Annotated in this window: 16 protein-coding genes; 12 read left to right on the top strand and 4 right to left on the bottom strand. The window is 61.6% G+C overall.

The window, feature by feature from the left end; all coding sequences use genetic code 11:
* Positions 1–45: 45 nt before the first annotated feature.
* The gene (locus OK411_RS04045) at positions 46–4854 is read right to left on the bottom strand and encodes a DUF4329 domain-containing protein (protein ID WP_264364457.1); all 4809 of its coding nucleotides are present in this window, start codon (positions 4852–4854) and stop codon (positions 46–48) included.
* A 301-nt stretch (positions 4855–5155) separates the two neighbouring features.
* Between OK411_RS04045 and urtA the strand changes: the two genes are divergently transcribed.
* From urtA to ureC, 11 genes are all read left to right on the top strand, one after another.
* Positions 5156–6421 (top strand): urea ABC transporter substrate-binding protein, encoded by a 1266-nt coding sequence (gene urtA, locus OK411_RS04040; RefSeq protein ID WP_016771886.1) that lies wholly within the window; start codon positions 5156–5158, stop codon positions 6419–6421.
* A 215-nt stretch (positions 6422–6636) separates the two neighbouring features.
* Complete coding sequence (urtB, locus tag OK411_RS04035) at positions 6637–8139, top strand: urea ABC transporter permease subunit UrtB (RefSeq protein WP_264364456.1); 1503 nt, start codon at positions 6637–6639, stop codon at positions 8137–8139.
* Positions 8139–9218 carry an urea ABC transporter permease subunit UrtC gene (urtC, locus tag OK411_RS04030; RefSeq protein WP_110644924.1) on the top strand — a complete coding sequence of 360 codons (1080 nt, stop codon included), beginning with the start codon at positions 8139–8141 and terminating at the stop codon, positions 9216–9218. Before urtB ends, urtC begins: the two co-directional genes overlap by 1 nt.
* Complete coding sequence (urtD, locus tag OK411_RS04025) at positions 9215–10084, top strand: urea ABC transporter ATP-binding protein UrtD (protein WP_016771888.1); 870 nt, start codon at positions 9215–9217, stop codon at positions 10082–10084. Before urtC ends, urtD begins: the two co-directional genes overlap by 4 nt.
* Before the next feature lie 135 nt (positions 10085–10219).
* On the top strand, positions 10220–10918 hold the full coding sequence (gene urtE, locus OK411_RS04020; RefSeq protein ID WP_016771889.1) for an urea ABC transporter ATP-binding subunit UrtE: 699 nt from the start codon (positions 10220–10222) through the stop codon (positions 10916–10918).
* Between the two features lie 44 nt (positions 10919–10962).
* A complete protein-coding gene (locus OK411_RS04015; RefSeq protein ID WP_217879234.1) occupies positions 10963–11802 on the top strand; it encodes an urease accessory protein UreD in 840 nt (279 codons plus the stop codon).
* A 227-nt stretch (positions 11803–12029) separates the two neighbouring features.
* On the top strand, positions 12030–12332 hold the full coding sequence (gene ureA / locus OK411_RS04010) for an urease subunit gamma (RefSeq protein ID WP_003221215.1): 303 nt from the start codon (positions 12030–12032) through the stop codon (positions 12330–12332).
* A gap of 9 nt (positions 12333–12341) precedes the next feature.
* Positions 12342–12875 carry a GNAT family N-acetyltransferase gene (locus OK411_RS04005; protein ID WP_122707774.1) on the top strand — a complete coding sequence of 178 codons (534 nt, stop codon included), beginning with the start codon at positions 12342–12344 and terminating at the stop codon, positions 12873–12875.
* Between the two features lie 5 nt (positions 12876–12880).
* Positions 12881–13417 (top strand): GNAT family N-acetyltransferase, encoded by a 537-nt coding sequence (locus OK411_RS04000; RefSeq protein ID WP_073471741.1) that lies wholly within the window; start codon positions 12881–12883, stop codon positions 13415–13417.
* Positions 13414–13719 carry an urease subunit beta gene (locus OK411_RS03995; protein ID WP_024011400.1) on the top strand — a complete coding sequence of 102 codons (306 nt, stop codon included), beginning with the start codon at positions 13414–13416 and terminating at the stop codon, positions 13717–13719. Before OK411_RS04000 ends, OK411_RS03995 begins: the two co-directional genes overlap by 4 nt.
* Before the next feature lie 139 nt (positions 13720–13858).
* The gene (gene ureC / locus OK411_RS03990; RefSeq protein WP_024011399.1) at positions 13859–15559 is read left to right on the top strand and encodes an urease subunit alpha; all 1701 of its coding nucleotides are present in this window, start codon (positions 13859–13861) and stop codon (positions 15557–15559) included.
* Positions 15560–15619: 60 nt separating this feature from the next.
* On the opposite strand, the gene OK411_RS03985 is transcribed toward ureC, so the two are convergent.
* From OK411_RS03985 to OK411_RS03975, 3 genes are all read right to left on the bottom strand, one after another.
* A complete protein-coding gene (locus OK411_RS03985) occupies positions 15620–17020 on the bottom strand; it encodes a hypothetical protein (protein ID WP_225914415.1) in 1401 nt (466 codons plus the stop codon).
* A 203-nt stretch (positions 17021–17223) separates the two neighbouring features.
* Entirely contained in the window at positions 17224–17529 is a 306-nt protein-coding gene (locus tag OK411_RS03980; RefSeq protein WP_016771896.1) for a chaperone modulator CbpM, read from the bottom strand.
* Positions 17530–17552: 23 nt separating this feature from the next.
* Positions 17553–18497: a DnaJ C-terminal domain-containing protein gene (locus OK411_RS03975; RefSeq protein ID WP_110603615.1), complete on the bottom strand. Its 945-nt coding sequence runs from the start codon at positions 18495–18497 to the stop codon at positions 17553–17555.
* A 290-nt stretch (positions 18498–18787) separates the two neighbouring features.
* On the opposite strand from OK411_RS03975, the gene OK411_RS03970 reads away from it, so the two are divergent.
* On the top strand, positions 18788–20062 hold the full coding sequence (locus OK411_RS03970) for an Hsp70 family protein (protein ID WP_016771898.1): 1275 nt from the start codon (positions 18788–18790) through the stop codon (positions 20060–20062).
* The last annotated feature ends 86 nt before the right edge of the window (positions 20063–20148 follow it).

Raw genomic sequence — 20148 nt, 5'->3', positions numbered from 1 at the left:
AGTGTGGCGCGGGCTCAGTGGCCCGCGCTCGACTCGCCATTCGAATTACAACTCATCTCTGATTCGCACGGCACCTTCGGCCGCCGGCTGTTGCCGACGGGTTCGCCAACCACTGCCCAGGTGCCCGGTATGGCGCCAATACGCACCTGCCACCAACACCTGAAATTCGCCCAATTGCAGGAGTCGGGAGACAAATTGCCCAGGCGTGAGGCGGCTAACCCATCGCCCGTTTTCATAAACGACCGAACGGGTCAGCAGCAGATCCCGTTCGGCGTCTGAGTACACTGGCGTGTATTTGAGCAACTCATGGCCGGGCGTGGAGTAGTAATACCCACGAATATCGAAACCTTGGTTTTTCAACTCGTGGGTGTGTGCATACACCAGCGCGGGTTCGGCGAAATTACTGCGGATCTGTTCGTTGTCAGCGACCAGCAAGGTATTGCCCGACAGGCTGAATTGATGACTGGCCACGACGGCATAACCGTCAGGGAAGCGCGGTGCCGGTCGGCGCCAGTCGGTCGCAGGGTCCTCGGCAGTACGGAAAAGACGCAGACGAAGATTTTCCTCGTTGGCGAACCACGCAACAGGCTCCAGCGGGACAAAGCGCTGGCCGGAGTCTTCCCCGAGAACCGCGCCCTCATAGCCGGTCCGAGCGAGTATTTCATTGTCGGTCCGTTGCTGGGCATAGCGGGCAGCATCGTCGGGATGCTGGAAGATCGGTCCCAGCGCCGGAACCGGATGATTTTGCCAGTGGCGCTCACGAGATATCTCGGCCAGACCCGGTTGCCAGCCCTCCTCGACCCGACCACGGCGAGACCAGCAGGCGCTGGTTTCAATGACATGCAGGTCACCGGCTCGCGCCATTCGATTTACGTATTCGACAAGGCTGAAAGTGCCCTTGCTGTTGTTGCGTTCATCAATCGCCGCCTGCTCCATTGACACAAAAGCGTTGGGGCGCAATTCCACTTGCCCGAACCGGTCGAAGAATGTGCCGGGCTCGAACGCGTGCAGTTGCAGCCTCAGCAGCGCTCCGTCGGCGCAGGAGAAGTAGATCGGCTTGTAACCCTGTGGCGTACTGGCCCGTCGACACGCCTGCTGGACTTCGCTGGGCATGGTCAGCACGTGCCGGATATCCGTGGATCGTGCGCCAAGCGGCGGCAGGACGGCGCGCAGATAAATCGAATCCAGCAGAAAGCCTGATGGCAGTCGCCCGTGCTCGAAAATCCGGTCCAGCGCCAGCGCCGACCGTTGTGCAGTCAGCGGCAGACTGGCAAGAAACACACCGCCGGCCGAGCGCAGGATGACACCGAAAGTCTGCATATCGCGGCTCACCGCCAGCTCATGGACATATCGAGCGGCCGCATCTGCCTGAAGAAATAACGGGCTGCACACCGCCGCAGTAGCGGCTTTGCTGTAATCCGTCACGATCTGCAGATCGGCGGAGAACGGCACCCAGCGCGATACTTGCCGGGGCAGGCCCCACAGGTCACTGCCGGTGACGACCTGCAAATAACCTGTTCTGGCGAGCGAGTCGATCCAGTCGATCGGTTTCAATTCACCGCTGTAAAGGCGCTGCTTGATGGTCTCGCCATCCAATGATGCGGGCAGGCTATTGCTTGCCGTCAGGGCAATCGACAGATCGGCGCGCAGACGCTCCCACAACCCAGGCTGATAGCGAATCGTCGCACCGTCCGGCGCAAACAGGTATTCATCCCAGACCACAGGCTTGCGCGTGAATGCCGAGTACAAGGTATCGACCGACAGCATGTTCAAGTAGATCTGTTTGTCGATGGCCGAAAACGCTACCGACAGCTCCCTCGGGACTCTGGAGCGGTAACGCGCAACGATCCGGCAATTTTCTGGAAACAGTCCGGCAGCGCGAGTCTCGTCGGCGATGATCTCGCTACTGTCGAAATTTTCGCGTGTCACTTCAATCGGCGAGGTAGAGACGTAGAGGCCGTCGGAGCGTTTCAGAATGACACCGCCATAGAGCTTGTCGGTGCTCTGCGGCAACAGCGATCGGGCATGCACCGCCGCATCGTCGGCACTGTGAAAAACCGGCCCCAGGGCGCGTCGCTGCAGATTTGCGTAAGGCTGCCAGGTTTTCTTGACCAAACCCGGCCGGTCCCAGCACAGACTCGTACGCAGCACGTCAAGTTGACCACTGTCGACCACGGTGTGCACGAAGTCGGATGGCAACAGCCTTTGCGCAGCGAGATCGTCCTTGAGCGTTTGCAGCGTCGTCTGCGAGCTGTCGTCGTAGAACAACTTGCTGGAGCTGTTGAACACATACCTGAGCAGAGCACCATCACCAGTGGCGATATACAAAGTTCTGTGGCGGCCAGTGGCGACGACCGGGCGCCGCTCGGAGAGATACATGGCAACGGTCAGCGTCTCTGGCGTGACGAAGTAATGCGCGAGCCAGTCCTGGGGATGGCGCAAGGTTTCCCCGATTCGCTGGTGCATGTAATACACGGCATGCAGGTCGAAGCCATCCGGGTACTGATACCAGGGAGCCGTCCTGCTGGAACTGAACACCGACTCCTGACGAAACAGATTGGTGCCGCTATCGCTGACGGGTATCAGCTCGCTGGCGATGTATTCCTCCCGCCCCACGTGCTTGAGAATGAAGCCGAACCAGGTTTTCTTCTCGTCGTGCAAATGCACGTCAGTACTGGATTGACTCAGTGCTGCATCGTCCGCCGAGGAAAACACCGCACCAAAGAAAATCCTCGCAGGACGCTTCCACGGCATTGTTGTAGCGCCAGGCGCAGGCACTTGCGTTGGCGGATATGGCTGCAAAGAAAGATCTGGCAATGACGGTTTCGGTAACGTCGGCAGCGGCGGCTCAGACTCGCCTGGTTCAGCCACTGACGCTACTGGCAGGCTCCAGTCAGCGCCGATTTGCCCGCGATAGCCCCACAGTGCGTGATCGATCAGGTTGAACAAGACGCCGGCCTGCGCCTGTTCACGCACAAAGGCTTGTGGCCGTTCAGTGCCGTTGCGCAGCGCACTGGCTAGCTCGCCCGGGTGCTTGCCAGTGCCGAGGCGTCTGGCCAGCTCCCTGGCGACGATGGTGGTGTAGGGCTGGAACCTGATCAGGCTGTCACCGGCACCAGAGCAATACAGAGCGATCCCGTCGACCAGGGTCTGCCGCAGCTCGTCAACGTTGAGCATCTGCACGTCCAGCAGAGCCTCGGCACGGGTCCAGCGCAGATACCGGATATGCACCGGGTCAAGTTGCGAAAGCGCAACGTGAGCGACATAACGCGCATGCATGGTGTGGTCGTCTGGAAACACCGGCCGACCGTGATTGTCCAGAGGATAAAGCCGCCCCTGGCTGAGCGTCTCGATATCCCCGGGCAAGGGTTCGGTCACCACGAAACGCTTGTCGCTACGCTGAAAAACATACCCCGCGTGCTGCTGATCACGGCGAATGCCCACGAGCTCATGGGCATGGCGAACCGCATCATCGGCCGCCAGAAAAGCCCGGCTCAATCGCGGCCAGGGGAAATTGGCGAAGGGCTGCCATTGCAGACCCACCGGCCCCAGATGCGCCCACAACGCACTGCCGCGCACGACCTCCAGGGTCCCGGCCAGTACCAGCATCGAAACAAATGCGCGGGTATCCAGTGTGCCGGCCAACAGCCTTGCCTGCACACCATTGTCACTGACCGTGCCGTCCGACTGCGTAACGCTCAGTGCCGCTTCGATCGAATCGCCGCTGAAGCGGTACTTCAACATCGCATGATCCTGCGCCCGCATGTACAGCGACAACGCACGCCCCGCTTGCGCCAGATGTTGGCTGCGGGCATTCGCTTCGATAGCCCAGGCGATCTCCCGGGGCGTGAAGAGGTTCTCGTAGAGCCACGGCTGGCCAGGTGGAAACTGTGCAGGGTCGGGTCGCGAGGCGAAGTAAAAGCCCTCCAGCAAATACCCCTTGGGCAGCTGCAATTGCCCTTGGGCATCAACCGGAAATATTCGCTCAGGATCCCAAGCGGCGAGCCCGGCCGGCCGCGCATGGGTGGCGACATACTCCTCGCCAGTCAACTTCTTCAACAGCAGACCCGCTGCGTGCGCGCCTCTGGATTTCAACGCGGCCAGCACGGCGCGTTCGGCATTGACGCAGACACGGGTCATCAGCGGCAGTTCGGTGACCACACCCTTTGAAAACGACGCGCCGGCCTTCCAGTCCGCAGGTACGCGCCCCACCGAGTAGCCCCAGTCGGCATTCGAAACAGTGACTTTGAGTTCACCCACGGTCGCCAGTTTGTTGATCACCGCCATCACGTCATAGGCCCCCGCCGGATGGCCCGACGGCCCGCCGGACTGTTGCCAGAGAAAGTAGTCGCGCTCCTCGGGCGAGCCGCTCGAGACGTATTTGAGCAAGCTGCCATCCGGGCCTGAAAGGTAAGCGCTGCGGAAAAAATCCCGCGCCGACACATCGCCAATGAAATCGCCGCCTGAATAGAAACTCATGAACAGCCGGAGCAGCGTTTCATCCTGACGCCGATTGCCATTGCGGAACTCGGCATGGATCGGCGGATGGCTGTGAACGCTGGCGACGCACCGGTAGCCCAGCGGATGAAGCATGCCGCCAAGGACATCGGTCTGCACAATTGTGCCGAAGTCAAAACCCGTGGCTTGCCCGGCGATGGGTGAAGTGGCGAGCAATTTCCCGTCCGGACGCAGCAGGATCACGCTGCCGTACTCTTTGTCCGGGTTCAGTGGAATCCGCGTGTGCACCCAATAGGCGGCGTCCTCTTCAGTCAGAAATGCCGGGCTCAGTGGCGGCAGCTTGAACGTTGCTGAAGAACTTGCGGAACGACCGGATCGGCCTGAGACATGACTCATAAAAACCTGCGCTGAGAATCGGGATGAGCGCGTGAGTGTGGGCCGTCGGTTTTCACCTGCTGTGGTACATGTTTATCGTTTCTGTATCCGCATCTGCGCGACAGTTCGCGCCCCAATCTGGCGCAACTCGACGCACCACCGCCCGACTACCGTCCCCTCCTGGTGCACGCCCTCAGCGCGCAAGCGCTCTGGCACGACATTTTCTTGCCTGAACGCGACCGGGCACAGCCTTTGCAAAACACACCTTCAGTCGTCCGCATCTGCCAACCAGAAAAAATCGAATGTTCATGGAGATCGCACAATGAAGCGTCGCAGTTTGATCAAGGCTTTCACACTCACGGCATCCATTGCCGCGATGGGCATGACCTGGACTGTCCAGGCCGCCGAGACCATCAAGGTCGGGATTCTGCATTCGTTGTCCGGGACCATGGCGATCTCCGAAACGTCGCTCAAGGACATGGCGCTGATGACCATCGACGAGATCAACGCCAAGGGCGGCGTGAACGGCAAGATGCTCGAGCCGGTGGTGGTCGATCCCGCTTCCAACTGGCCGTTGTTCGCCGAAAAGGGCCGACAGCTGCTGACCCAGGACAAGGTCGCGGTGGTGTTCGGCTGCTGGACCTCGGTATCGCGTAAATCGGTATTGCCGGTGTTCGAAGAGCTCAATGGCCTGCTGTTCTACCCGGTGCAATACGAAGGCGAAGAGATGTCGCCGAACGTCTTCTACACCGGCGCCGCGCCGAACCAGCAAGCGATCCCCGCCGTTGAATACCTGATGAGCGAAGAAGGCGGCAGCGCCAAGCGCTACTTCCTGCTCGGCACCGACTACGTCTACCCGCGCACCACCAACAAGATCCTGCGCGCGTTCCTGCACTCCAAAGGCGTGGCCGACAAGGACATCGAAGAGGTCTACACGCCGTTCGGTCACAGCGATTACCAGACCATCGTTGCCAACATCAAAAAATTCTCCGCCGGTGGCAAGACTGCCGTCATTTCCACCGTCAACGGCGACTCCAACGTGCCGTTCTACAAAGAGCTGGCCAACCAGGGCCTGAAGGCTACCGATGTACCGGTGGTGGCGTTCTCGGTCGGTGAAGAAGAACTGCGCGGCATCGACACCAAACCGCTGGTGGGCAACCTCGCGGCGTGGAACTACTTCGAGTCGGTGGAGAATCCTGCGAACAAGAAATTCGTCGCGGACTGGAAAGCCTACGCGAAGAAACACAATCTGCCGGGCGCCGATAAAGCCGTGACCAACGACCCGATGGAAGCCACCTACGTCGGCATCCACATGTGGGCGCAGGCGGTCGAGAAAGCCAAATCCACTGACGTCGACAAAGTGCGCGAAGCACTGGCCGGGCAGACCTTTGCTGCGCCGTCCGGTTACACGTTGACCATGGACAAGACCAATCACCACCTGCACAAGCCCGTGATGATCGGCGAAATCCAGAGCGACGGTCAGTTCAACGTCGTGTGGCAGACCGAAGGCCCGATCCGCGCGCAACCATGGAGCCCGTACATTCAGGGCAACGACAAGAAGCCGGATTATGCGGTGAAGAGCAACTGAGGCGAATTCAGTTTTTGAGGCGAGCATGAGACTTCCCCCTCACCCCAGCCCTCTCCCTCAGGGAGAGGGGGAAAGGGAGCCGATCTTCATGCTCTTCAAACCCTGAGTTCGACTCAAGTTCGCAAGTCGCAGCACATCGTCCAGACACCTCGGTCAGTCCCCTCTCCCTCCGGGAGAGGGTTAGGGTGAGGGGGCGGTTGAACAGGACACCACTAATGCCCACTGCCATACACCGCGTACTTCTCGCCATCGCACTGTTGCTGCCACTCCTGGCCCACGCTGGCGATGCCGGAGACTTCGTCGCGGCCAATCCGATGCAACAGGCCAAACTGCTGGAAGCCTGGGCCGCGCAGCCCGATCCGGCCCGTATCGAATTGCTCAACGCCCTGCAGCAAGGCGAGCTGACGATCGACGGCCAAGCGAAAACCCTGCGCCTGAACAATCGCCTGCGGGGTCTGATCGACACCGCGATGGCCAGCCATCAATTGCTCGCCGCTGACAGCAAGATCCGTCTGGGCGCCGCGCAGCAATTGCAGAAAAGCGCGAAACCCGCGCAGCTGAAATTTCTCGACCGGCAGCTCGCCGGGGAAAAAGACCCAAGCGTCCACGCGGCCCTGAGCCTGGCGCTGGCCAATCTGCAACTGGTCGACAGCGACCCGGCGGTGCGCCTTGCAGCGGTGCGGTTGCTCGGTGAAACCGGCGACCCGCTGGCACGCACGCGCCTTGAAGGTCTGCTCGAACCGGGCGTGGAAAGCGATGCCGGCGTGCGCACCGCCGCTGAAACCAGCCTCGCTCAGGTCAAGCGCAAATTGCTGATCGGCGAAGTGCTCGGCCAGGCCTTCAGCGGCATGTCGCTGGGCTCGATTCTGCTGCTCGCCGCCCTCGGTCTGGCGATCACCTTCGGCCTGCTCGGGGTGATCAACATGGCTCACGGCGAGATGCTCATGCTCGGCGCCTACTCGACCTATGTCGTGCAGTTGATGTTCCAGCGTTACGCGCCGCAGGCCATCGAGTTCTATCCGCTGATCGCGCTGCCGGTGGCGTTTTTCGTCACCGCCGCCATTGGCATGGCGCTGGAGCGCACGGTCATCCGCCACCTTTACGGTCGACCACTGGAAACCCTGCTCGCGACCTGGGGCATCAGCCTGATGCTGATCCAGCTTGTGCGTTTGTTGTTCGGTGCGCAGAACGTTGAAGTGGCCAACCCGGCGTGGCTGTCCGGCGGCATCCAAGTACTGCCCAATCTGGTGCTGCCGTACAACCGCATCGTCATCATCGCTTTCGCATTGTTCGTGGTGGTGCTGACCTGGCTGCTGCTGAACAAGACCCGCCTCGGCCTCAACGTGCGCGCCGTCACCCAGAACCGCAACATGGCCGCCTGCTGCGGCGTGCCGACCGGGCGCGTGGACATGCTCGCCTTCGGCCTCGGCTCGGGCATCGCCGGATTGGGCGGCGTGGCGCTGAGCCAGATCGGCAACGTCGGTCCCGACCTTGGCCAGAGCTACATCATCGACTCGTTCCTGGTGGTGGTGCTCGGCGGCGTCGGCCAACTGGCCGGCAGCGTGCTCGCCGCATTTGGCCTGGGCATCGCCAACAAGATTCTCGAACCGCAGATCGGTGCGGTGCTCGGCAAGATCCTGATCCTCGCGCTGATCATTCTGTTCATTCAGAAACGTCCGCAAGGCCTCTTCGCACTGAAAGGACGGGTGATCGACTGATGAACCAGCCTCTGTTAGTCACGGCCACACAAAAGGCCGGGCCAAAAGTCACGCTCGCGGTCGGCGGGGTGATTCTCGCGCTGCTGATCGTTCTGCCGTTGCTGTCACTGCTCGCGCCAGACAATGCCCTGCACGTCTCGGCCTACACGCTGACCCTGGTCGGCAAAATCCTCTGCTACGCCATCGTCGCCCTGGCGCTGGATCTGGTCTGGGGCTATGCCGGCCTGCTGTCGCTGGGCCACGGCCTGTTCTTCGCCCTCGGCGGGTACGCGATGGGCATGTACCTGATGCGGCAGGCGGCCGGCGATGGCTTGCCAGCGTTCATGACTTTCCTGTCGTGGAGCGAATTGCCGTGGTACTGGACCGGCACCAGCAGCTTTATCTGGGCCATGTGTCTGGTGGTGCTGGCGCCGGGTCTGCTGGCGCTGGTGTTCGGCTTTTTCGCCTTCCGTTCGCGGATCAAGGGCGTGTATTTCTCGATCATGACCCAGGCCCTGACCTTCGCCGGCATGCTCCTGTTTTTCCGCAACGAGACCGGTTTCGGTGGCAACAACGGCTTCACCAATTTCCGCACGATCCTCGGCTTCGGCATTACCGAACCGGGCACCCGCGCGGTGCTGTTTCTGGCCACGGTGTTGCTGCTGGTGGCGAGCCTGTTCATCGGCTGGCGCCTGGCGCAAAGCAAGTTCGGTCGGGTGCTGACGGCGTTGCGTGATGCGGAAAACCGTTTGATGTTCTGCGGTTATGATCCGCGCGGTTTCAAGCTGTTCGTCTGGGTGCTGAGTGCGGTGCTGTGCGGTCTCGCCGGAGCGCTTTATGTCCCGCAAGTCGGCATCATCAACCCCAGCGAAATGTCGCCGACCAATTCGATCGAAGCGGCGGTGTGGGTCGCCCTTGGCGGGCGCGGCACGCTGATCGGGCCGCTGCTCGGCGCCGGCGTGGTCAACGGCATGAAGAGCTGGTTCACCGTGGCCTTCCCGGAATACTGGCTGTTCTTCCTCGGCGCGCTGTTCATCGTCGTGACGTTGTACCTGCCCAAGGGCGTGATCGGTCTGCTGAAGAAACGAGGTGAACAATGAGAGTCACAGCGAGTGCTGAATTCATGCTGGAGCCGGCGTTTTTCCCCGTGGAACCGAACAAGGACGAAGGCACCAGCCGCGACTCGATCGGCCTCGGCCAGCGCGTCGGCCCCGGCCTCGATACGCGCCACGGCACCATCCTGACCCTGGAAGACATCAGCGTCAGCTTCGACGGCTTCCGTGCGCTGAACAATCTCAACCTGTACATCGGCGTCGGCGAACTGCGCTGCATCATCGGCCCCAACGGCGCGGGCAAGACCACGCTGATGGACGTGATCACCGGCAAGACCCGGCCCAGCCACGGCAAGGCCTGGTTCGGTGAAACCCTCGACCTGACGCAGATGAGCGAAGTGCAGATTGCCCAGTCCGGCATCGGCCGCAAATTCCAGAAACCGACGGTATTCGAAGCCCTGAGCGTGTTTGAAAACCTGGAGCTGGCGCAGAAGACCGACAAGTCGGTGTGGGCCAGTTTGCGTGCGCGCTTGAGTGGCGAGCAGAAGGATCGCATCAGCGAAGTGCTCGAGACGATTCGCCTGACCACTTCGGTCAATCGCCAGGCCGGCCTACTGTCCCACGGCCAGAAGCAGTTTCTCGAGATCGGCATGTTGCTGATGCAGGACCCACAACTGCTCCTGCTCGACGAACCGGTGGCGGGCATGACCGACGCCGAAACCGAGTTCACCGCCGAGCTGTTCAAATCGCTGGCCGGCAAGCATTCACTGATGGTGGTCGAGCACGACATGGGCTTTGTCGGCTCGATTGCCGACCACGTCACGGTGCTGCATCAGGGCAGCGTGCTGGCCGAGGGCTCGCTGGAACAGGTGCAGGAAAACGAGCGGGTGATCGAGGTCTACCTCGGCCGCTGAAGACCTAGATCGTTCCCACGCTCTGCGTGGGAATGCCGCCATGGACGCTCTGCGTCCGCCGTTATGTGACGCGGAGCGTCACGGGATGCGTTCCCACGCAGAGCGTGGGAACGATCACCGGGGGAGAATTTGGACATGCTGCAAGTCGACAAGCTGCATCAGTACTACGGCGGTAGCCACATCCTGCGCGGCCTGAGCTTTGACGTGAAAGTCGGCGAAGTCACCTGCCTGCTCGGCCGTAACGGCGTGGGCAAGACCACCCTGCTCAAATGCCTGATGGGCCTGCTGCCGGCCAAGGAAGGTGCGGTGAACTGGGAAGGCAAACCGATCACCACGTTCAAACCGCATCAGCGTGTGCATGCCGGTATCGCCTACGTGCCGCAGGGCCGTGAGATCTTCGGGCGCCTGACGGTAGAAGAAAATCTGCTGATGGGCCTGTCGCGGTTTCCAGGCTCAGAAGCCAAAGAAGTTCCAGGTTTCATCTACGAACTGTTCCCGGTGCTGCTACAAATGAAGCAGCGCCGTGGCGGTGATCTGTCCGGTGGTCAGCAACAGCAACTGGCGATCGGCCGCGCATTGGCCAGCCGCCCGCGCCTGCTGATTCTTGATGAGCCGACCGAAGGCATTCAACCGTCGGTGATCAAGGAAATCGGCGCGGTGATCAAGCAGCTCGCGGCGCGCGGTGACATGGCGATTCTGCTGGTCGAGCAGTTCTACGATTTCGCCGCCGAACTGGCCGATCAATACCTGGTGATGTCGCGGGGCGAGATCGTCCAGCAGGGTCGCGGTGAAAATATGGAGGCCGAAGGTGTACGCGGGCTGGTCACGATCTAACGCGCCGGTCTAATCTGTAGCTTCCTAACGATAATCACAAAACCATGAATTCGATTGTTGCACCTGCCCTGTTTACCCCGAGCTGGCATGCCGAGCTGGAACTGGCTTACGCGCGCTTCGGCGATTGCACGCGCCCGGTCATGCGTCGTCACCTCGGCCCGCTGCGGGTGCAAAAGCATCTGTACGCCGAAGGCCCCGAGGTCTGCCAGCACATCATCGTCCACCCACCGGGCGGCATTGCCGGTGGTGATCGGCTCGATATCAGCGCGCGCGTCGAACACAACGCCTGGGCGCAAATCACCAGCCCCGGCGCCGCCAAGTGGTATCGCGCCGGTGGACCGGCGTATCAGCAGCTCGACTTGCAAGTCGCCGCCGGCGCTACGCTTGAATGGCTGCCGCAGGAAACCATCGTCTACAGCGCCGCGCAGGCCGAGTTGGCCACAACGATCGAGCTTGAAGGCGATGCGCGGCTGTTCTACTGGGACGTGGTGGCGCTCGGTCGTCCGGCCAGCGGCGAGCGTTTTGACCTCGGGCATTTTCAGGCGCACCTGGATATCCGCCGCGATGGTCAGTTGCTCTGGCACGAACGGCAGCGCATTGTCGGTGCGGACGGTTTACTCGACTCGCCGATCGGCCTGGATGGCAATCCGGTGTTCGCAACGATGCTGGTGACCGGTGAGATTGAGGCCGAGTTGCTGGAGCGCTGCCGCTCGCTGGGGCATGAGGTACGCGGGGATTTGACCCAACTGCCGGGGTTGCTGGTGGCGCGGTGTCTGGCCAGTGAGGCGTTGCTCGCTCGCGCCTGGCTGATTGATTTATGGCGACTGCTAAGGCCTGTGCTGCTGGGCCGCGAAGCTATCGCGCCAAGAATATGGAGCACCTGAAACCCCGACCCTCACCCCCCGCCCTCTCCCGGAGGGAGAGGGAGCCTGACCGAATCGTCTGAAATGAATTTATCTGCCTGAACGAATATTGCTGACTGAATTGGCCATTGAAAACAACCAAGATCAGTCCCCTCTCCCTCGGGAGAGGGCTAGGGTGAGGGGCTGCTCCAACTGGCACCCCACACTTCTCGAGAGCCACCCGAATCTGCCCTGATGGAACCCGAACCATGGACCTGACCCCACGCGAAAAAGACAAGCTGCTGATCTTCACCGCCGGCCTCGTCGCCGAGCGGCGGCTGGCCCGTGGCGTGAAACTCAACTACCCGGAAGCCATGGCCTACATCTCCGCCGCGCTGCTCGAAGGCGCCCGCGACGGCCAGACCGTGGCCGAGCTGATGCATTACGGCACCACCCTGCTCAGCCGCGAACAAGTGATGGAAGGCATCCCGGAAATGATCCCGGAGATCCAGGTCGAGGCGACGTTCCCCGACGGCACCAAACTGGTCACCGTTCACCAGCCGATCGTCTGAGGCCGCGCCATGACTTACAGCATTCGCGATGCGAGCCGGGCCGACCTGCCGGCGATCCGCGACATCTACAACGACGCCGTGCTCAACACCACGGCGATCTGGAACGAACAAGCGGTCGACCTCGGCAATCGCCAGGCATGGTTCGACGCGCGTCAGTTGCAGGCGTATCCGATTCTGGTGATCGTCGACCATGAAAACGCAGTGCTGGGTTACGCCTCGTTCGGCGACTGGCGGCCGTTCGACGGTTTCCGCCACACCGTCGAGCACTCGGTGTACGTGCGCAGCGATCAACGCGGCAACGGCCTCGGCCCACAACTGATGACCGCGCTGATCGAACGCGCCCGCACTTGCGGCAAACACGTCATGGTCGCCGCTATCGAAAGCGGCAACGCTGCCTCGATCCGCCTGCACGAGCGTGCCGGTTTCAGCATCACCGGGCAGATGCCGCAAGTGGGCACCAAGTTCGGCCGCTGGCTCGATCTGACCTTCATGCAGTTGACCCTCAATCCCGGCGCACAGCCGCCGGGTGCCCACAAGGAGTGATGTCGATGAACGCCGCCCAGTTGCGCCGCGTCAACGCTGAGAGCTTTGCCCACTATCGCCAGGGCCTGATCGATCTGCTGCTCGACGCCGTCGGTTACGGCGCCAGCGTCGGCTTCATGGCCGACCTCGATGCCGCGCAGGCGCGCGCGTATTTCGATGAGGTGCAGGACAACATCAACAAGGGCAGCACGCTGCTCTGGGTGGTGGTGAAGGACGAGCAGGTGCTGGCCAGCGTGCAACTGGGCCTGTGCCAGAAGGCCAATGGTCTGAACCGCGCCGAAGTGCAGAAACTGCTGGTGCGCGAACACGCGCGCCGGCGCGGTCTCGGTCAGCAACTGATGCAGGCGCTGGAACTCGAAGCGCCCAAGCACAAGCGCGGCATGCTCTATCTCGACACCGAGGCCGGCTCGCCGGCAGAAGATTTCTACAAGGCGCTGGGCTACGTGCGCGCCGGCGAAATTCCCGATTACGCCTGCGATCCCAACGGCACCTATCGCCCCACCGCCCTCTATTACAAAGTCCTGCAAGGAGCCCAGCGATGATTCCTGGCCAATATCAGATTCAGCCCGGCGACATCGAACTCAACGTCGGCCGCCGCACCGTGAGCCTGAAAGTCGCCAACAGCGGCGACCGGCCGATTCAGGTCGGCTCGCATTTCCACTTTTTTGAAACCAACGACGCGCTGACCTTCGATCGCGCCGCCAGTCGCGGCATGCGCCTGAATATTCCGGCGGGCACGGCGGTGCGCTTCGAGCCGGGGCAAAGCCGTGAAGTCGAGCTGGTCGATTACGCCGGGCATCGCCGGGTGTTCGGCTTTGCCGGCCGCATCATGGGTGATCTCTAAACAACACGGTGCCCGCTCTGGCCCCTTCGCGAGCAGGCTCGCTCCCACATGAGAACGCGATCAAATGTGGGAGCGAGCCTGCTCGCGAAAGCGAGTAATGCGAGCGATTTCAGACCCAATTGAATCTCAAGGCATGCCCATGAAAATCTCCAGACAAGCCTACGCCGACATGTTCGGCCCCACCGTCGGCGACAAGGTGCGCCTGGCCGATACCGAGCTGTGGATCGAAGTCGAAAAGGACTTCACCACCTACGGCGAGGAAGTGAAGTTCGGTGGCGGCAAAGTCATCCGCGACGGCCAGGGCCAGAGTCAGTTGCTCGCCGCCGAAGTGGTCGACACGCTGATCACCAACGCGCTGATCATCGACCACTGGGGCATCGTCAAGGCCGACGTCGGCCTCAAGGACGGGCGCATCGCCGCGATCGGCAAGGCCGGCAACCCTGACGTGCAGCCCAACGTGACCATCGCCATCGGCGCCGGCACCGAAGTGATTGCCGGCGAAGGCATGATCCTCACCGCTGGCGGCATCGACACGCATATCCACTTCATCTGCCCGCAGCAGATCGAAGAAGCGTTGATGAGCGGCGTCACCACCATGATCGGCGGCGGCACCGGTCCCGCTACCGGCACCAACGCCACCACCTGCACCTCCGGCCCGTGGCATCTGGCGCGCATGCTCCAGGCCGCCGATGCCTTCCCGATGAACATCGGCCTCACCGGCAAAGGCAACGCCAGCCTGCCGGAGCCGTTGATCGAACAGGTCAAGGCCGGCGCCATCGGCCTCAAGCTGCACGAAGACTGGGGCACCACCCCGGCGAGCATCGACAACTGCCTCAACGTCGCCGACCAGTACGACGTGCAGGTAGCGATCCACACCGACACCCTCAACGAATCCGGCTTCGTCGAAACCACCCTCGGCGCATTCAAGGGCCGCACCATCCACACCTATCACACCGAAGGTGCCGGTGGCGGCCACGCGCCGGACATCATCAAGGCCTGCGGTTTCCCCAACGTGCTGCCGAGTTCGACCAACCCGACCCGGCCGTTCACCCGCAACACCATCGACGAACACCTCGACATGCTCATGGTCTGCCACCACCTCGACCCGAGCATCGCCGAAGACGTCGCCTTCGCCGAAAGCCGTATCCGCCGCGAAACCATTGCCGCTGAAGACATCCTCCACGACCTCGGCGCGTTCTCGATGATCAGCTCCGACAGTCAGGCCATGGGCCGCGTCGGTGAAGTCATCACGCGCACCTGGCAGACCGCCGACAAGATGAAAAAACAGCGCGGCCCACTGCCCCAGGACGGTGAGGGCAACGACAACTTCCGCGCCAAGCGTTACATCGCCAAGTACACGATCAACCCGGCGATTACCCACGGCATCAGCCATGAAGTCGGCTCGATCGAAGTCGGCAAGTGGGCCGATCTGGTGCTGTGGCGCCCGGCGTTCTTTGGTGTGAAGCCGACGCTGATTCTCAAGGGTGGCGCGATTGCCGCGAGCCTGATGGGCGATGCCAACGCCTCGATTCCAACACCGCAACCGGTGCATTACCGCCCGATGTTCGCCAGCTACGGTGGCTCGCTGCACGCCACCAGCCTGACCTTTATCAGCCAGGCGGCGCAGGAGGCCGGGTTGCCGGAGGCTCTGGGGCTGAAGAAGCAGATCGCTGTGGTGAAGGGCTGCCGCGACGTGCAGAAAACCGACCTGATCCACAATGACTATCTGCCGAACATCGATGTCGATCCGCAGACCTATCAGGTCAAGGCTGACGGTGTGTTGCTGTGGTGCGAACCGGCGGAAACGCTGCCGATGGCGCAGCGCTATTTTCTCTTTTGATCAGGGGGCGCGCTGAATACGGACTCGCTGGTTCGTATTCAGCAGCTATCGCTCAGGCGATCACGGAAACAACTTCGCGATGTCCGCGTCGCTGTAGTTGTAATTGATGCGTAACTCGGTTCCTGCCGGAATATCTTCGGTAGCGAAGATGGCGTTGAGAATGAAGTCGCGGGTGACCAGTTCCTTGCCTATCAACTGTTGCGCTTCAACATCGAATGGCACGAATTCGACGTTATAACCATCCGTGGCCTGGCGAACCGGTTTGCCCGTTGCGTTGTACCAGAAATGCGTATTGATCCTGGAGATGATCGTGTCACCGACCATCGCCAACTGGACGGGGATCAGATATCCAGGTCCTGGCTGGTAACGCACGCCGACCTTCATGGTGTATGACTGCTGGGGGAGCGGCACAAGACGTCCTGGCATGATGGCGCCAGCATAGACGCCGACCACCTCGCCTCGGCTGATGCGCCGGTTGGCAACCACCATGGACTGGCCGACCAGGGCCCGCTCACCGGGCGCACGCATGTCGGCCTCGGTGAACAGTCGCCATTGCAGCTTTTCTTCATACAGCCGCGCGACATGCTCGTAGGCGCCAAACTTGATGTACGGTTTGATCTGCTCGGAGGTGTATCGGCCGCCGTCTTCGAAACGCACGAGGGTCTGGAGCTTCTTTATGCGGATAGGCGTGCCGGCGATGTCCCGGAATGGATATTTGCCGTTATTGGCTCGGTCGTAGACCCCAGGCCGATTGCTGAGAAACGAAAAGCGCGTTTCGCTGCGCATTGCACTCAACTCGTCAGCAGTGAAAGGTTTGACGGGCATCGACTCGGACGCCAGATAGAAATGTTCATCTGCCGCATCGACATCGTCGGGCAGCTCTTCAAGGGCTGACTCATAGTCTTCATCACTCTGCCGCGCCGCCCTGCGGCTTTTACCCGGTACAACGGCGGCGTCCGGCGATGCGCTGAAATCCTCCAGCGAGTACCAGTGCTTGTTCAACGGATCGTAGGCAAGCACTGGACCGGAAGGCTGCAGCTCGCTGGACAACCGGGCCCGATGCAGACCGGTCTCGGCATCGACGCCGATCAGCACCGTACCACCGCCCTGCAAGTCCGCGTATTGGCGCCCCTTGAATAGGCGAAACCCATCAACGTCCGCTTGCGGTAGAGGGGCTGTCGAGGCAATCAGGTAACGCTCCAGCGCGGAGGCTACGACCGTTGGGACGGAACCCGAGGTAGACGGCGTCGGATGGATTTGCACGCTGTGCGGCATGGCTGCAATTTCCATTTGCTGCGTGCTACTGCCGGGTTCGCTGGTATCGGGCGGGGTCTTGCGAATGAACGGACCGGGGGTCAGGTGCGGCGACTCGATACCGTGCGTGGCGGAATCCCGGGATGTGCGTCCAGGGGTGGTGATATCGACTGCGCCCGGCTTGGGCGGCTTGGGTCTGACTGGCATTGACAGGCTTCCTTGCAAAGATTGCGCAGCGCTGGCCGGCCTGGCTGGCGCTACGACCGTCGGCATCCATTGCCAACATGTGCCCGGAAAACTATCAGACCATCCAGCCGGTTCATACCGGGTGAAACACTCGCAAACACTAACCCGGCACAAGCGGGCCGACTCGCGATGAGCCCGAAACAGACCTCATCGCCTCAAACAACTTATTCGACCACCAGCCGCCCCAACCGCTGACGCAACATGCGGTTCTCGGCGCGCAACTGCTTCACCTCATCCAGCAGATCCAGCGCCAGCGCGACGCCTTCCCACTCCAGTTCCAGATCACGGCGCAGCTTCGCCGCGCGCTTGGCCAAGGCCAATTCGTAGTCGGTGAAACGCCATTCCCGGGGCTGCGCGCCCTGAGGTTCGAGGATGCCGTGTTCGACGATTTCGATCACGTAGACGTCCGACAAATCGGCCGCCTCACAGAATTCTGCCAGGTCCAGTTGAACGATCAGGGGGCTGCTCATGATGGGCTACTCCGTCGTCGGGTTCAGAAGTTCTCTCGCGGATTGAAGGCGGCTTTCTTCGCCAGTTCCTGCCACAGCGCCTTGACCTCCTCGTCGGAGGCTTTCGGCATCACGGCCTTGAGCTGCACGAACAGATAACCGCGTTCGCCGGCCTTGTTCAGCAGGCCGTGGCCCTTGGCGCGCATGCGCTGGCCGTTCTGGCTGCCGGCCGGCACCTTGAGGTTGATCTTGCCGGTCAGGGTCGGCACGGCCACTTCAGTGCCCAATGCCAACTCCCATGGAGCCAAGGGCAAGGTGATGATCAGGTTTTCGCCTTCGACATCGAATTTCGGGTGCGGCGCAAACCGGATAGTCAGGTACAGATCGCCATTCGCCCCGCCACCGATGCCCGGTGCGCCCTGGCCCTTCAGGCGAATCCGCTCGCCGTCGGTAACGCCGGCCGGAATCTTCACGTTCAGGCTCTTGCTGGTGTTGCTGACATGCTGGCCGTGCGCGTTGTATTGCGGCACCTGAAAAGTGACTTTCTTCGATTCGTTCGACAGGGTTTCTTCGAGGAAGACCGGCAGTTCCATTTCCACGTCTTGCCCTCGGCGTCCGCGTGATTGGCGGCTCTCGGCGCCACCGAAACCGGGGCCGCGATTGCCGAAGATCGAACTGAAGAAGTCCGAGAAGTCGCCCGTGTCGCCACCGCCACCGCCGAAGCCGCCACGGCTCTGCCAGCCCGGCGGGCCCTGGAACGGCTGACCGTGCTGGCCATAACGGCGCAGTTCGTCGTATTCGGCGCGTTTGTCGGCACTTTTCAGCGCTTCATAGGCTTCCGAGGCGTCCTTGAACTTGGCCTCGGCGTCTTTTTCCTTGCTGACATCGGGGTGGTATTTGCGCGCCAGCTTGCGATAGGCCGCCTTGATGGCCTTGTCGTCAGCTGTCGGCTCCACGCCGAGTATCTTGTAATAGTCTTTGAAGTCCATGGAAGGATCACCATCCGTTATCGATTTCGCGCCGAGACCAGCATGCGCCGATTGGCACATGCCGGGTTGACCGATCTCAAGTTTGTGACCGGGTGGCGCCGCAGAAGTTTATCGGCAGTGGACGACGGTTCTTGCGACCGCCGGTGTGTCTGCCGGCCCATGCCAGCAAGTTTGGGGCGAAGCGGCGCTTTTCAACTGGGTTGGCGCGAAATAGCGGATGACCGGCCTTCGAATCTGCCGCGCACTGGCATACACTGCGCGGCCGTTTTTTTGACCGGAATCCGAAAGACATGAAAGACGCCTCTCCAGCCCGTGCCTGCGGCATCGACTTCGGCACGTCCAACTCCACCGTCGGCTGGCTGCGCCCCGGCATGGACACCATGATCGCGCTGGAAGACGACAAGATCACCCTGCCGTCGGTGGTCTTCTTCAACATCGAGGAACGTCGCCCGGTCTACGGTCGCCTGGCCCTGCACGAGTATCTGGAAGGCTACGAAGGTCGGCTGATGCGCTCGTTGAAAAGCCTGCTCGGCTCCAAGCTGATCAAGCACGACACCAGCGTCCTCGGCACGGCGATGCCGTTCAAGGACCTGCTCGGGCTGTTCATCGGCCAGCTCAAGAGCCGCGCCGAAACCGCCGCCGGTCGGGAATTCGAGCAAGTGGTGCTGGGTCGTCCGGTGTTCTTCGTCGATGACGATCCGCTGGCTGACCAGGAAGCCGAAGACACCCTGGTCGAAGTGGCGCGCAAAATCGGTTTCAAAGATGTGTCGTTCCAGTACGAGCCGATCGCGGCAGCGTTCGACTACGAGTCGACCATCGAGAAAGAAGAGCTGGTACTGATCGTCGACATCGGCGGTGGTACCTCTGACTTCTCGCTGGTGCGCCTGTCGCCCGAGCGTCGTGGTCTCGACAACCGTCACGATGACATCCTCGCCACCGGCGGCGTGCACATCGGCGGGACCGACTTCGACAAACAGCTGAGCCTGCAAGGCCTGATGCCGCTGTTCGGCTACGGCAGCCGCATGAAGAGCGGCGCCTACATGCCGACCAGCCACCACATGAACCTGGCGACCTGGCACACGATCAACTCGGTGTACTCGCAGAAATCCACGCTGGCGCTGGGCAGCATGCGTTACGACATCGAAGACACCGGCGGCATCGATCGCCTGTTCAAGCTGATCGAACAGCGCGCCGGGCACTGGCTGGCGATGGAAGTGGAAGAAACCAAGATCCAGCTGACCCACGCCGACAGCCGCCACGTGCCGCTGGACCGCATCGAAGCCGGGCTGAGCGTCGAGCTGAGCCGCGCGTTGTTCGAATCGGCGATCGAGGCCTTGCTGGAGCGTGTGCGTGGCAGCGTTACGCAGTTGTTGAATGACGCTGGCGTGGCGGTCGATCAGGTCGACACGGTGTTCTTCACTGGTGGTTCGAGCGGCATCCCGGCCCTGCGCAACAGCGTCTCGGCAATGCTGCCGAACGCCCGGCATGTCGAAGGCAACATCTTCGGCAGCATTGGTAGCGGTTTGGCGATTGAAGCGATGAAGCGTTACGGTTCGATGGCCTGATCACAATCTCTGTGGCGAAGAGCCTTTGTGGAGAGGGGATTTATCCTGTGGCGAGGGGATTTATCCCCGTTGGGGCGCGGACGGGG

The organism is Pseudomonas sp. RG1, from assembly GCF_025910115.1.
Taxonomy (GTDB): Bacteria; Pseudomonadota; Gammaproteobacteria; order Pseudomonadales; family Pseudomonadaceae; genus Aquipseudomonas; species Aquipseudomonas atacamensis.
The sequence above is the reverse complement of the archived record's forward strand: the minus strand, read 5'-3'. Positions and strand labels throughout refer to the sequence as shown.